Source organism: Achromobacter xylosoxidans, from assembly GCF_001457475.1.
GTDB classification, from domain to species: domain Bacteria; phylum Pseudomonadota; class Gammaproteobacteria; order Burkholderiales; family Burkholderiaceae_B; genus Achromobacter; species Achromobacter xylosoxidans.
Genome location: NZ_LN831029.1, coordinates 6,404,583 through 6,417,961, shown reverse-complemented (window position 1 = coordinate 6,417,961; position 13,379 = coordinate 6,404,583). Strand labels below are relative to the sequence as shown.

General features: G+C 68.4%; 14 protein-coding genes. 8 read left to right on the top strand and 6 right to left on the bottom strand.

Annotation, left to right across the window (positions count from 1 at the left end; genetic code table 11):
- The first annotated feature begins 4 nt into the window (after nucleotides 1-4).
- A complete protein-coding gene (locus AT699_RS28930; RefSeq protein ID WP_006389935.1) occupies nucleotides 5-1,249 on the top strand; it encodes a YbdK family carboxylate-amine ligase in 1,245 nt (414 codons plus the stop codon).
- 69 nt (nucleotides 1,250-1,318) lie between these two features.
- Here AT699_RS28930 and AT699_RS28925 read toward each other — a convergent pair whose 3' ends face one another.
- Nucleotides 1,319-2,251 carry a methyltransferase domain-containing protein gene (locus AT699_RS28925; RefSeq protein ID WP_020926005.1) on the bottom strand — a complete coding sequence of 311 codons (933 nt, stop codon included), beginning with the start codon at nucleotides 2,249-2,251 and terminating at the stop codon, nucleotides 1,319-1,321.
- A 303-nt stretch (nucleotides 2,252-2,554) separates the two neighbouring features.
- On the opposite strand from AT699_RS28925, the gene AT699_RS28920 reads away from it, so the two are divergent.
- Both AT699_RS28920 and AT699_RS28915 read left to right on the top strand, forming a co-directional pair.
- Nucleotides 2,555-3,052, top strand: coding sequence for a ComF family protein (locus AT699_RS28920; RefSeq protein WP_373862784.1), 498 nt, complete (start codon nucleotides 2,555-2,557; stop codon nucleotides 3,050-3,052).
- A 131-nt stretch (nucleotides 3,053-3,183) separates the two neighbouring features.
- A complete protein-coding gene (locus AT699_RS28915; protein ID WP_006389938.1) occupies nucleotides 3,184-3,654 on the top strand; it encodes a tRNA (cytidine(34)-2'-O)-methyltransferase in 471 nt (156 codons plus the stop codon).
- 85 nt (nucleotides 3,655-3,739) lie between these two features.
- Here AT699_RS28915 and AT699_RS28910 read toward each other — a convergent pair whose 3' ends face one another.
- From AT699_RS28910 to AT699_RS28890, 5 genes are all read right to left on the bottom strand, one after another.
- On the bottom strand, nucleotides 3,740-4,735 hold the full coding sequence (locus AT699_RS28910; RefSeq protein ID WP_024070646.1) for a Bug family tripartite tricarboxylate transporter substrate binding protein: 996 nt from the start codon (nucleotides 4,733-4,735) through the stop codon (nucleotides 3,740-3,742).
- A gap of 72 nt (nucleotides 4,736-4,807) precedes the next feature.
- Nucleotides 4,808-5,857, bottom strand: a complete 1,050-nt coding sequence (locus AT699_RS28905) for an NAD(P)H-dependent glycerol-3-phosphate dehydrogenase (protein ID WP_020926009.1) — start codon at nucleotides 5,855-5,857, stop codon at nucleotides 4,808-4,810.
- Between the two features lie 18 nt (nucleotides 5,858-5,875).
- A complete protein-coding gene (gene secB / locus AT699_RS28900; RefSeq protein ID WP_024070645.1) occupies nucleotides 5,876-6,418 on the bottom strand; it encodes a protein-export chaperone SecB in 543 nt (180 codons plus the stop codon).
- 49 nt (nucleotides 6,419-6,467) lie between these two features.
- Nucleotides 6,468-6,737: a glutaredoxin 3 gene (gene grxC, locus AT699_RS28895; RefSeq protein WP_006389942.1), complete on the bottom strand. Its 270-nt coding sequence runs from the start codon at nucleotides 6,735-6,737 to the stop codon at nucleotides 6,468-6,470.
- Between the two features lie 50 nt (nucleotides 6,738-6,787).
- Complete coding sequence (locus AT699_RS28890) at nucleotides 6,788-7,210, bottom strand: rhodanese-like domain-containing protein (RefSeq protein ID WP_006389943.1); 423 nt, start codon at nucleotides 7,208-7,210, stop codon at nucleotides 6,788-6,790.
- 161 nt (nucleotides 7,211-7,371) lie between these two features.
- Here AT699_RS28890 and gpmA point away from each other — a divergent pair, with 161 nt between their 5' ends.
- The 5 genes from gpmA (at nucleotide 7,372) to AT699_RS28865 (ending at nucleotide 13,307) form a co-directional block, all read left to right on the top strand.
- On the top strand, nucleotides 7,372-8,124 hold the full coding sequence (gene gpmA / locus AT699_RS28885; protein WP_058207536.1) for a 2,3-diphosphoglycerate-dependent phosphoglycerate mutase: 753 nt from the start codon (nucleotides 7,372-7,374) through the stop codon (nucleotides 8,122-8,124).
- A 5-nt stretch (nucleotides 8,125-8,129) separates the two neighbouring features.
- The gene (locus AT699_RS28880) at nucleotides 8,130-9,719 is read left to right on the top strand and encodes a murein hydrolase activator EnvC family protein (RefSeq protein WP_024070642.1); all 1,590 of its coding nucleotides are present in this window, start codon (nucleotides 8,130-8,132) and stop codon (nucleotides 9,717-9,719) included.
- Nucleotides 9,720-9,780: 61 nt separating this feature from the next.
- Nucleotides 9,781-11,226 carry a S41 family peptidase gene (locus tag AT699_RS28875; protein WP_024070641.1) on the top strand — a complete coding sequence of 482 codons (1,446 nt, stop codon included), beginning with the start codon at nucleotides 9,781-9,783 and terminating at the stop codon, nucleotides 11,224-11,226.
- Complete coding sequence (locus tag AT699_RS28870) at nucleotides 11,223-11,978, top strand: HesA/MoeB/ThiF family protein (RefSeq protein WP_006389948.1); 756 nt, start codon at nucleotides 11,223-11,225, stop codon at nucleotides 11,976-11,978. Before AT699_RS28875 ends, AT699_RS28870 begins: the two co-directional genes overlap by 4 nt.
- A 138-nt stretch (nucleotides 11,979-12,116) precedes the next feature.
- Nucleotides 12,117-13,307, top strand: coding sequence for a GGDEF domain-containing protein (locus AT699_RS28865; RefSeq protein WP_024070640.1), 1,191 nt, complete (start codon nucleotides 12,117-12,119; stop codon nucleotides 13,305-13,307).
- Nucleotides 13,308-13,379: the final 72 nt, after the last annotated feature.

Sequence of the window (13,379 nt, the reverse complement as noted above, 5' to 3'; positions counted from 1 at the left end):
CGAGATGGAACAGATCCCGTTCATTTCGTCGGCCCCCAACACCCTGGGCATCGAACTCGAGCTGCAACTGATCGACCCCCGCAGTTTTGACCTGACCGCAGCTTCTGACGAACTGCTGGCCCAAATGGCCAACCATCCCATTGCCGACCGCGTCAAACCGGAAATCACGCGGTCCATGATTGAATTGAATTCCTCGGTGCACGAGCACCCCATGGGCCTGCTGGCCGAAATGCGCGAAATGCGCGATGCCCTGGTCGAAGCGGCCGATGCCGTCGGCGTTTCGGTGGCGGGCGGCGGCGCCCACCCCTTCATGCGCTGGCAGGAACGCTCCATTTCGGATACGCCCCGCTTCCAGTACCTGGCCGAAATGTATGGTTACCTGGCGCGTCAATTTACGGTTTTCGGCCAGCACATCCACCTGGGCGTGAAAAGCGGCGACGAAGCTATCAAACTGTTGCGCCGGCTTTCGCCCTATGTGCCTCACTTCATCGCCTTGTCCGCCTCGTCGCCCTATTGCGAAGGCGTGGATACCCTGTTCTCGTGCTCACGCCTGAACGCGGTCAACAGTTTCCCGCTGGCTGGCCACATGCCGGCCGAGGTCAAGGACTGGTACCAGTTCGAGGCGCACCTGGCGCAGCTGCGCGCCTACGGCCTGGCCGAGAGCATCAAGGACCTGTACTGGGACATCCGTCCCAAACCGGAATTCGGCACCGTGGAAATCCGGGTCTGCGACACGCCGTTGACCGTCGAGCGCGCCTGCCAGATCGCGGCGTTCGCCCAGGCGCTCGCGGTGCTGCTGATGCGCGAGGACGATCCCAGCGACAAGGCCTGGCTGTCCTACCGCAGCAATCATTTCCAGGCCTGCCGTTTCGGCCTGCAAGGCAGCTACGTGACGCCGGATGGCCAGCGCCTGCGCCTGATGGACCACCTGCGCGCCTTGTTCCAGCGGCTGATGCCGGTGGCCGAAGAACTGGGAACCGGGGACATGATCGCGGCGTTGCGCGATGAGGCCATGCGCAGCGGCAACGATGCGCGCTGGTTGCGCAGCCAGTTCCATCGCCTGCGCGATCTGCCGCTGGTGGTGGAGTCGATGTCGCAAGCCTGGCGCGGCGAGTCAACCCAGGCGGCGGCGCCGGCCGAGCCGACCGCGGTGTTGCGGCGGCGCATCCGCGCCAACTCCGAGCCCATGCAACCCTTGTCGGCGGCGGAACCGGGCGTGACGGTGACGCTGCCCGAACGGCTGCACTAAAGGGGTAGTTCTGGCTTTACCGGCCCCGGCAGGCGCCCCTTCCCGGGGTTGCCGCCGGGGCGGTGTCTTTCAAGGCGTGCCGCGCTGCCGGCCGCCGATGGCGCTGACCGACAGGCGGGTCTCTCCCGCCACGCCGCGATGGGTGGCGGCCCGCCACGCATGGCCATAGGCCACTTCGATGCTCAGGGCGATGACCCCGTCCGGCCGCCGCTGCGCTTCGAGCGCCGCGCACAGGCGATCGCGCCAGTCCCGTCCCACCAGGCCGCCGCGGCGGCCGGCAGCGGGGTTGCCGCCCAGCGCGCGCACGTCCTGCAGCAGTTTTTCCGGCGTGCGGTAGGTCAGCGTCAGGATTTCCTGGTCCATGACCGGATCGGCGAAGCCATTCTCCACCAGCAGGTCACCGAAGTCGTGCATGTCGACGAAGGCCGGCGTGGCCGTGCGCAGGCCGGCGTCGTCCAGCGCCTGGCGCAGTTCGCGCAGGGTGGCGGGCCCAAGACAGGAGAACATCGCCAGTCCCCCCACCTTGAGGATGCGGCGCCATTCGGCCAGGACGGCGTGCGGCTCGCGGTGCCAGTGCAGGGCAAGGTTCGACCACACCAATTCCAGCGATTCGGGCGCCAGGCCGCTCGCGGCCAGGTCGGCGTTGACGAAGGCGTTGGCCGGGCCGCGCCGCGCCAGCTTGCCGATCCAGGCGGACAGTCCGCCGGGCGCATGGCGCTTGCGGGCGACTTCCAGCAAGGCTTCGCAATTGTCCAGCCCGGTGTACGCGGCCTCGGCATAGCGTTCGCGCAACAGCGGCAGGTTGTCACCGGCGCCACAGCCGGCGTCGAGCATGGCCTGGGGCTGGACGCGGATGTACTGCAGCCGTCCCAGCATGCGACGGGCGACCTCGCCGTACAGGAACTGGGCCTCCGACAGGTCGCCGCGGCGGGCGAACTGCCGCGGCACGTCGGCGGCGACCAGGGGGAGCGAAGGCGGGGTGGCGGGTGCTGGCAGGGACATTTCGGTCGCGCCCGGGTCGGCGCCGCGGGCGGATCATGATTTCATGGGGGGATGGCTCACATTATTGCCCATCCCGGCCGCGGCGGCCGATTGTCCCTACAGGCCATGGGGCGGCGCCTGCTGGCCCGGGTGCCTTGCGACTGCCCGCTATGCGGAGCGCGTGTCGCGGGCGCCAGGCTGTGCGAGGGCTGCGAAACCGACCTCGCCGATGCGTCGTTCGCGCCGCGCTGCCCGCGCTGCGCCTTGCGGTTGGAGCCGGATGCCTTGCATTGCGCCGCTTGCCTAGCGCGGCCGCCGGCTTTCGTGCGCACGATCGTCGCGTTCGATTACGAGGCGCCGGCCGATACGCTGATCGGCCAGCTCAAGACCCAGTTGCGACTCAGCGCTGCGCCGGTGCTGGCGCGCCTGCTGGCACACGCGGTGTGGTGCGAGCCGCCGGCGCAAGCGCTGCTGTTGGTGGCGGTGCCGTCCAGCCGTGCCTCGCTGCGCCGGCGCGGGATGAACCCGGCGGCCGAGATCGCCCGTAGTCTCGCGGCGCAACTGGGTTGGCCATGGTTGCGGGCGGCGCTGCGGCGGCGGCGCGAAACGCCCCGGCAGACGGCCCTGGGGCGCCAGGCGCGCCTGGCCGGCGCGCGCGGGGTGTTCCATTGTCCGCATGATCTGCGCGGCCGCCATGTCGGCCTGGTGGATGACGTCATGACCACGGCCAGCACCGCGGATGCCGCCGCCCGCGCCTTGCTGGCGGCGGGGGCGGCCAGCGTGACGGTGCTGGTGGCGGCGCGCACGCCGCGCGGCCGCTGACCCGCCGCGTGGTTGCGCCGGCCTACGCGCGCGGCCAAGCGCCGGGGAAAGCGGGCCGCCAAATCGGCGACAATCGCTCCAACGCGGCTCCGGCCGCCAGCCCGTCTTCAACGTCTTTCCGCTCGTTCACCATGTTCCACGTCATCCTCGTTTGTCCCGAGATCCCGCCCAACACGGGCAATGCGATCCGCCTGTGCGCCAATACCGGTGCGCAGTTGCACCTGGTGCGGCCGCTGGGATTCGAGCTCGACGATGCCCGCATGCGGCGGGCGGGGCTGGATTACCACGAATGGCAGCCGGTGCGAGTGCACGACACCTTGCAGGAGGCGCTGGACGACACCGGCGCGTCCGCCTCGCATATCTACGCGTTGACGACCCAGGCGCAGCGCAGTGTGGGCGACGTCCGCTTCGAACCGGGCGATGTGTTCGTGTTCGGGCGGGAAAGCGCCGGGTTGTCGGCCGAGCACCACGCGCTGTTTGCGCCGCAGCAGCGGCTGCGATTGCCGATGCGGACCGGCCAGCGGAGCCTGAACCTGTCGAACGCGGTGGCGGTGACGGTATTCGAGGCCTGGCGGCAGCAGGGGTATGAAGGCGGCGTTTAGGCCTGGATGAGCCTGGCAGCCCCGCCATCGGGCGGGGGCAGGTTATCGAGCCGCGCCTTGGCATGCGCGCGGGATGGCGGCGGGGTCAGTCCAGCGACAGGTTGAGTTTCTGGATGACCTGGTCCCAGCGGGCCTTTTCGTCGCGGATGCGGACGGTGAGGGCTTCGGGGGTGGAGGCGGCGGGGGTGAAGTACTGCAGCGCCATCTGCTTGCGGACCGTGTCGCTGTTGATAATGCGGGTCAGTTCGCTGTTCAGGCGCTCGATGATGGGCGTCGGGGTATCGGCGGGGACCAGAATGGCATTCCAGGAGATGGCCTCGAAGTCCGGGTAGCCCTGCGCGGCCATGGTCGGGATGCCCGGCAGGGTGTCGCTGGGCTGCAGGCTGGTGACGGCCAGGACCTTGACCTTGCCGTCGCGGGTCTGCGGCACGGCGATGGCGGGGACCATGAAACCGGCCTGGATGTCGCCGCCGATGATGGCGCTGATCACCTGCGGGAAGCCTGCGTAGGGGATGTGCGCCATGTCGATGCCGGCGCGTTCCTTGAACATTTCCATGGCGAGATGGGCCGAGCTGCCGGGGCCGACGGAACCGTAATTCAGCGAGCTGCCGTGCTCTTTCACCATGCGAACGAAGTCCTGCACCGAGTCCACGTTCCTGAGGTTGCCGGGCACGGTCAGCACATTGGGGCTGGTGCCGACCAGCGTCACGGGCGCCAGGTCGTGCAGCGGGTCATAGCCCAGCGTCTTCTTGTAGAGCGTGGGGGCGGTGACCAGCGGGCCGTTGATCGTATAGAGCAGGGTGTAGCCGTCGGGCTTGGCCTGGGACACGATGCGGGTGCCGATGTTGCCCCCGGCGCCAGGCTTGTTGTCGATGACGATGGGTTGTCCCAGGGCCTGGGCCAGGGGTTCGGAAATGGTGCGCGCCAGGATGTCCGGCGACGACCCGGGCGGGAAGGGCACCACCATGTGGATGGGGCGATCTGGCCAGTCGGCGTGAGCGGCGGCCGGCAGGACGGCCGCCAGGCTCAGGCAGAGGCCGCGCAACAGGCGGCCGACCCGGAACTTGCGGGTGTGCGTCATGGGGTGTCTCCAGGGTGTCGTGCGTGGTGTTGTTATGGAAGACTGGGAATAGGGCCCGGCGGCTCGGGCGATTCAGCCGCCGTCGCCGTGCTCGTCGCGGGCATTGCGCGCCAGCAGCGCGGAGACGGCCGTCATGGGCGCCACGCCTTCGAACAGCACGGCGCAGACGGCCTCGGTGATGGGCAGCTCCACGCCGATGGCGCGGGCGCGTTCGAGCGCGGCGCGCGCGCAGCGTACGCCCTCGGCCGTGACGCCGCTGGCCAGGATGTCGGCCAGCTTGCGGCCGGCGCCGATTTCCAGGCCCACGCGGCGGTTGCGCGACAGTTCGCCGGTCGCGGTCAATACCAGGTCGCCCAGGCCGGTCAGGCCGGCGAAGGTTTCGGCCTGCGCGCCCAGGGCGACGCCGAAACGGGTCATTTCGGCCAGGCCGCGCGTGATCAGCGCGGCGCGGGCGTTGGTGCCCAGCGCCAGGCCGTCGCCGATGCCGCAGGCCACGGCGATGACGTTCTTGAGCGCGCCCCCGACTTCCACGCCGACCAGGTCGGCGCTGGCGTAGACGCGCAGCGCGGCGCCGTGCAGGGCCTGGGTGGTGGCGGCGCGCAGGGCAGCGTTGCCGCTGGCGACGGTCAGCGCCACGGGCAGGCCCTGCGCGACTTCGCGGGCAAAGGACGGGCCCGATAGCGCGCCGCCGATGGCGTCCGGCAGGGCTTCGCGCACGATTTCATGCGGCAGCCGGGCCGTGTCGGCCTCGAAGCCCTTGCAGGTCCAGACGATGGGTGTGTCCTGCAGGCCCAGGGCGGGCAGGCGGTGCGCCAGTTCGGCGCAGGTGGCGGCAAGGCCTGCCACCGGTACGCCCAGGATGATCAATCCCGCCGCGCCGTCCTGCTTGAGGCTGCGCAGGGTCGCGTCGAGATCGGAGGAGAGGGTCAGAGTCTGCGGCAGCGCAATGCCGGGCAGATAGCGCGCGTTTTCATGGCGGGCGGCCATGTCGGCGGCCTGCGCCGGATCGCGCGCCCAGAGTACGGTGGGCTGGCGGCGGCTCGCGGCCGCCGCCAGCGCGGTGCCCCAGCTGCCCGCGCCCAGGACGGCGACGCGCAGGCCGGGCGGAGTGGGTTGGTTCATGGGGCGCCGCGGATCGCCTTACTGGCGGGTGGCGCTGGCGGGCAGGATGATGCCCGAGTCGCTGCCATTGCCATTGCCGTTGGCATTGCTTTGCTGTTGTTGCTGCAGTTCCGCCAGGCGTTGCTCGTACAGGGCCTGGAAGTTCACTTCGGTCAGGTGCAGCGGCGGCATCGAGGTGCGGGTGATCGCATCGGCGATGTTGGCGCGCAGGTACGGGTACAGCATCGTCGGGCAGACGATGCCCAGCAGCGGATCGAGCTGTTCTTCAGGGATGTTGGCGGCTTCGAAGATGCCGGCCTGGGTGCCTTCGACCAGGTACACGACCTTGTCGTTGACGCGGGTGGTGACGGTGACGGTGACCGTGGTTTCGAACACGGTTTCGGCCAGACGCTGGCCGCCCACGGTGATGCTCACCTCGACCTGGGGCGCTTCCTGCTCCAGGAAGACGTGGGGCGCGTTCGGCATTTCCAGCGAAAGGTCTTTCAGGTAGACGCGCTGCAGATTGAACGAGGGCGCGTCGTTGCCGCCTTCTTGCTGGGTGTTTTGGTCTTGATCAGCCATGAGTGTTTCCGTTGGTGGGAGGGGCAAAAAGGGGCGAATGGCCAGGCGGTCAGCCGGGGCCTGAGCCGTTGAGCATGGGCACCAGGCCGCCCGAGCGGTCCAGCGCCATCAGGTCGTCGCAACCGCCGACGTGGGTATCGCCGATGAAGATCTGCGGCACCGTGCGACGGCCGGTGCGTTCGATCATGCGATCGCGCTGGCCGGGTTCACGGTCGATCTGGATGATTTCCAGGTCGGTCACGCCGCGCTGCTCCAGCAGCGCCTTGGCGCGGGCGCAATAGGGACAATAGTCCTTGCTGTACATGACAACTTTGTTCATAGGCGCTCCAGGCGGATTCTGTCAGTAATATGGGGGCGCGCCGCGCCGGTTCAACCCTTCTGGGTGACCGGCAGGCTGGCGGCCAGCCAGGCGCGCATGCCGCCTTCGAGCGGCACGACGTCGGCAAAGCCCTGCGCGCGCAGCTTGGCGGCGGCGCGGGCGGAATCGCGGCCATTGTCGCAAACCACGACCAGCGGCTTGTTCTTGGGCAGCGAGGCGGCTTTCTGTTCCAGGTCGGCAACCGGCAAGCTGCGTGCCTGGGCAATGTGGCCGGCCTGGAACTGCTCGGCGGGACGCACGTCGACCCACACGGCCTGGCGCTGGTTGACCATCTGGATGGCTTCCGTGGTGCTGACGGCCGAGCCGGTGCGGCCCTTGCGCAGGGCGGGAATGGCCAGCATGACGCCGGAAACGAGGGTTACGGCGACAATGAAGATGTTGTTTTTATCGAGCAAGAATTGCAGAAGGTCCACGGGGCATCCTGAAGTGCGGCGTCTAGCCTGGTAAGGGCGAACCCTGACGCGCCGCGCCGCGAAATCGACGGGTGCGCCGGGGCAAAATCAAGGGCAAAATCGCTCAATTATAAAATGAGCGCATTCCGCAACTTTAACCCGCGTTACACGCCTGCCAAACCATGCACAAACTCGTTCTGATGCGCCACGGCGAAAGCCAGTGGAATCTGGAAAACCGCTTCACCGGCTGGACCGACGTCGACCTGACCGAAACCGGCCGCGAACAGGCCCGCAAGGCGGGCGAACTGCTCAAGAAGGAAGGCTACACCTTCGACCTGGCCTACTCGTCGGTGCTCAAGCGCGCCATCCGCACCCTGTGGATCGCCCTGGACGCCATGGACGCCATGTACACGCCGGTGGGCGTGAACTGGCGCCTGAACGAGCGCCACTACGGCGCCCTGCAGGGCCTGAACAAGGCCGAGACCGCCGCCAAGTACGGCGACGAGCAGGTGCTGATCTGGCGCCGCGCCTACGCCATCGCGCCGGAACCCCTGTCGCTGGACGACGAGCGCCATCCGCGCTTCGACAGCCGCTACGCCCGGATCCCGGCCGAGCAGCTGCCGGCCACCGAGTGCCTCAAGGACACCGTGGCGCGCGTGCTGCCGTTCTGGAACGAATCCATCGCCCCGGCCATCCGTGCCGGCCGCAAGGTGCTCATCGCCGCCCACGGCAACAGCCTGCGCGCCCTGATCAAGCACCTGGACAACGTCTCGGACGACGATATCGTCAACCTCAACATCCCCACCGGCCAGCCGCTGGTGTATGAACTGGATGATGACCTGCGCCCCATCCGCCACTATTATCTGGGCGATGCCGCCGAGATCGAGGCGGCCATGGCCGCCGTCGCGGCCCAGGGCAAGGCTAAGAAGGACTGATATCCATGGTGCGCATGGCGGGGTGGTTGTTGGCGGTCATGCTGGCCGGTGGAGTGCTGCCGGCGGGCGCCGTGTCCAACGATCTCGCCGGCCGCCAGTCCGATGCCGAGAAGCAGCAGGCGCAGCTGCGCGACCGTATCGAAAACCTGCAGAAGGACATCGATACGCGCGAAGCCGCCCGCAAGGAAGCCGCCGATGCCTTGAAACAGTCGGAATCGGCGATTTCCAGGATCAACCTGCGCCTGAAGGAACTGGCCGAAGCCAACCGCCAGGCGGCGGCCGACCTGTCCGGCCTGGAAAAACAGATCACGGCCCAGCAGGCCGTGCTGGCCAAGCGCCGGGTCGAGCTGGCCGACCAGCTGCGCACCCAATACACCAGTGGCCTGTCGCCCTGGACCGCGCTGCTGTCCGGCGATGATCCCCAGGTGCTGGGGCGCAACCTGGGCTACCTGGATTATGTCTCCCAGGCCCGGGCCCGCGCGGTCGAGGCGCTGCGCGCCGATATCGACCGCCTGGCGGCCCTGCAGGGCCGCGCCGATGCCCGCCGCGCCGAGATCGAAAAGCTGGTCGCCGAAACCTCCGAACAAAAGACCGCGTTGGTGGCCCAGCAGAAAGAACGCGCCACGCTGCTGGCGCAGCTGGAAGGCCAGATCGCCGCCCAGCGCGCCGAAGCGAACAAGCTGGGGCGTGACGACCAGCGCCTGTCGCGCCTGATCACCGACCTGGACGCGGCCATCATCAAGCAGGCCGAAGAGGCCCGCAAGGCCGAAGAGGCGCGGCGTCGCGCCGAGGAAGCCCGCAAGGCCGAGGAAGCCCGGCGCGCCGAAGAGGCCCGCAAGAAGGCCGAGGCCGACCGTCGTGCCGAGGAAGCCCGCCGGAAGGCGGAAGCCGACCGCAAGGCGGCCGCCGACAAGGCCGCGGCCGACAGCGCCCGGCGTGACCGCGACGCGCGCGAGGCCGCCGCCGCCCGCGAACAGGTCGAGGCCGCGTCGCGCCAGGGCCGTGGCCCGGTCGCCGTGGCCGATCCCGACGCCGCCGGCCTGCGCCCGGCCGATTCGCGCCATCCCCGCCTGACCGGCCCGGCCGAGACGCCGCCGGCAAAACCCGCGGAGCCCCCCAAAAAGGCGGAACCCGTGGAAGAGCCCGCCACTCAAACCCGCAGCGCGCCCAGCCAACAGGCGACGCGCCCCGCGCCGGTCGGCGGCGGCAATGGCCTGCGCCATGGCCTGGCGGCACCCGTGCGCGGCCAGGTGCAGGGCCGTTTCGGGGTCGACCGTCCGGATGGCGGCGTCTGGCGCGGTATCGTGCTGCGCGCGCCCGAAGGAACGCCGGTGAAGGTGGTGGCGCCCGGCACGGTGGTCTACGCCGATTGGCTGCGGGGTTTCGGCAATCTCATCATTGTGGATCATGGCCAGCAATATCTGACCGTCTATGCTTACAACCAAAGTCTGCTCAAACGGGTGGGCGATTCCGTCGCGGCGGGGGATACTATTGCTTCGGTAGGCGCAACCGGCGGCCAAGTGGAATCCGGCCTATACTTTGAAATTCGCCATCGCGGCGCTCCTGTGGATCCAGCCCAGTGGCTGGCCCAGTAAAGCCAGACGGCCAAACGCTCCGGGGCCAACCCAAGGGCGAAAACCAATTCGGGAAGTGTGCATGGGCACTCGCAAGTTTCGTGGTTTCGGTCTGATTGCCATCGGTGCGGTGGCAGGTGTCTTGCTCAGCGTGGGTGTGACGGCTGTCGCCCAGCGCGGCAGTCCCTTGCCGCTGGATGAGCTCAGGCAGCTGAGCAACGTCTTTGCGGCCATCAAGAACAACTACGTCGAATCGGTCGACGACAAGACCCTGATCGACAATGCCATTTCCGGCATGGTGTCGAACCTGGACCCCCACTCTGCATACCTGGATGCCGACGCCTTCCGCGAAATGCAGACGGCCACCCAAGGTGAGTTCGGCGGCCTCGGTATCGAAGTCGGCGCCGAGGACGGCTTCGTCAAGGTCATCTCCCCCATCGAAGACACCCCCGCCGCGCGCGCGGGCGTCATGGCCGGCGACCTCATCATCAAGATCGACGACACGCCCACCAAGGGCATGTCGCTGAACGACGCCGTCAAGCTCATGCGCGGCGCCCCCAAGTCGCCCATCACGCTGATCATCATGCGCGCCGACCGGCCGCAGCCGATCGTGCTCAAGATCGTGCGCGACATCATCAAGGTGCGCAGCGTGCGCAGCAAGATGCTGGACAACGGCGTGGCCTATGTGCGCATCGCCCAGTTCCAGGAAAAAACCGGTGCCGACCTGGCCAAGCAGCTCAAGGACCTGGGCGCCAAGGAAGCCCCCAAGGGCCTGGTGCTCGACCTGCGCAATGACCCGGGCGGCCTGCTGACCAGCGCCATCGGCGTGTCCGGCGCGTTCCTGCCGGCCGACGCCCTGGTGGTCTCGACCGACGGCCGTACCCCCGACGCCCGCCACAAGTACCTGGCGACCCCGTCGGAATACGCCCGCGGCGAAAGCAATTACCTGTCGGGCCTGCCGGCCTGGACCAAGACCGTGCCGATGGTGGTGCTGGTCAACGTCGGTTCGGCCTCGGCCTCCGAGATCGTGGCCGGCGCGCTGCAGGACCACAAGCGCGCCAAGGTGCTGGGCAACCGCACCTTCGGCAAGGGTTCGGTGCAGGTGATCCTGCCGCTGTCGGAAACCACCGCGGTCAAGCTCACCACCTCGCGCTACTTCACGCCCAGCGGCCGTTCAATCCAGGCCACCGGCATCGAGCCCGACTACGTCGTGGCCGATACCGCCGACGGCGACCTGTTCCGCCTGCCGCGCGAAGCCGACCTGCAGCGCCACCTGTCGAACCCGGGCACGGCCAACGAAGTGAAGTCCAACTCCGAGCAGGACAACGTCGACGTGCCGACCAAGGTGTTCGAGTTCGGCGGCAAGGATGACTTCCAGCTGCAGCAGGCGATCAACCTGCTGGCCGGCAAGCCGGTGCAGAAGGGCTCGGCCCGCGCCCAGGCCAAGGCCGACGCCAAGCCCGGCGCCGGCAACGCCCAGCGCATGAAGATCACGCCGACCGGAGTCGAGCCCAGCAAGGACAAATGAACGACGAGCAACTGCTGCGCTACGCCCGCCACATCCTGCTCGACGAGCTGGGTATCGAAGGGCAGGAAAGACTGCTGGCGGCGCGTGTGCTTGTCGTAGGGGCGGGTGGGCTGGGTTCGCCCGCCGCGCTCTACCTGGCCACCGCTGGCGTCGGCGAGATCACGCTGGCCGACGACGACGTCGTCGAGCTCAGCAACCTGCAGCGCCAGATCCTCCACACCACTGCGAGCGTGGGCCGGCCCAAGGCCGAGTCCGGGCGCGACATGCTGGCGGCTTTCAATCCCCAGACCCGCGTGCATGCCCGCGTCGAGCGGCTGCAGGGCCAGGCCCTGTCCGACGCCGTGGCGCAGGCCGACCTGGTGCTGGACTGCACCGACAACTTCACCACCCGCCACGCCATCAACCGCGCCTGTGTGCAGCACCGCAAGCCGCTGGTGTCTGGCGCCGCCATCCGTTTCGACGGCCAGGTCAGCGTCTACGACCTGCGCGATCCGGACGCGCCGTGCTACCACTGCCTGTTTCCCGAGGCGGACGACGTCGAAGAGGCCAACTGCGCCACCATGGGCGTGTTTGCGCCGGTGGTTGGCATCATCGGCAGCATGCAGGCGGCCGAGGCCCTCAAGCTGCTGTCCGGCGTGGGCGAGAGCCTGTCGGGGCGCCTGCTATGGCTGGACGTGCGCACCATGCAGTGGCGCAGCGTCAATGTCCAGCGTGATCCCGAGTGCGCGGTCTGTGGCGCGCGCGGGCACTGATCCGGCCGTCATCGGCACATCCCGACCCCTTTAAAGAGGCCCGCCATTGCCCTCGCGGACAATATTAAAGGCTTGAAATACCTGCTATAACGCCAGCCAGCCTGCCGCTCCGTGGCAGCCAGCTTTGGACGTAACGGTGTGGACACAGGATTGAGCTTCAGCCTGCCCAAGTGGCGGCTGACCCGTTGGTTGACGCATTCCGGGCAGGACACGCCCGCGGACATCCGCGCCGCCTTGATCGCCAGTCTGTTCGGCACGTTGCCGATCTTTGCCGGCGGCGTCATCAATACCCTGATGATCTCCGGCGTGGTCGCCTGGCGCCGGCCCGAGCCGCTCTATATTTCCTGGCTGATCCTGGAGATCCTGCTGGCCGTGGTGCGCGTCACCGTCCTGCGCTCGGCGTTGCGCAATGCCGCCCGCGGCGGCAGCACCCATACCGACATCTACATCGTGCTGGCGCTGCTGTGGGCGTTCAGCGTCGGCTATGGGGTCTTCGTCACGTTCCTCAACCATGACTGGCTGGCCGCCACGCTGGCCGGCGTGTCCTGCGGCGCCATGGCGGGCGGCATCTGTTTTCGCAACTACGGCGCGCCGCGGCTGGTGGCGGCGATGATATTCCTGAGCCTGGGGCCGATGTGCCTGGGCGCGCTGTTCGCCGGCGAATACGTCACCGCCATCGTCTTCATCCAGATCCCGTTCTACCTGGTCAGCATGAGCATCGCCTCGCAACGGCTGCGGCGCATCCTGGTGTCCACCATGCTGGCCGAGCGCGAGAACGAGCGCCGCGCCAGCCAGGACGCGCTGACCGGCCTTGCCAACCGCGCCGGCCTGGAAGCGGCGCTCGAGCGCATCTGCACCAGCGCGCGCGAGCATGACAGCGCCGCCGCGCTGTTCTACATGGACATGGACGACTTCAAGATCATCAACGACACCCACGGCCATGCCGCCGGCGACCAAGTGCTCAAGACCATCGCACAGCGCATGCGCGCCATGTTGCGGGTGGACGACGTGGCCGCCCGCATCGGCGGCGACGAATTCATCGTGCTGGCCACCGGCATCGACGCCACCGCCGCGCTGCGGCTGGGCAACCACTTGCTGCATGATGCCAGCCAGCCCATCGTGCTGGCCGACGGCACGCGCGTCAGCGTCGGGCTGTCGATCGGCATTTCGATCATCTCCGGCGCCAACCGCAAGGCGCAGGCGGTGCTGGATTCCGCCGATGCCGCGCTGTACCGCGCCAAGGCCCGCGGCGGCCGCCGCTGTTCCGTCGCCGGCCTGCCGGATGCCGAGGACGCGCTGCGGCCCGGCGACGCCGCCGCGGCCGCCTGAAGCGCGGCGGGTCCGCACCGACCGGACACGGAAGGGACTGCCAAAAGTTATCAGATAACCTGAAAAGTACGG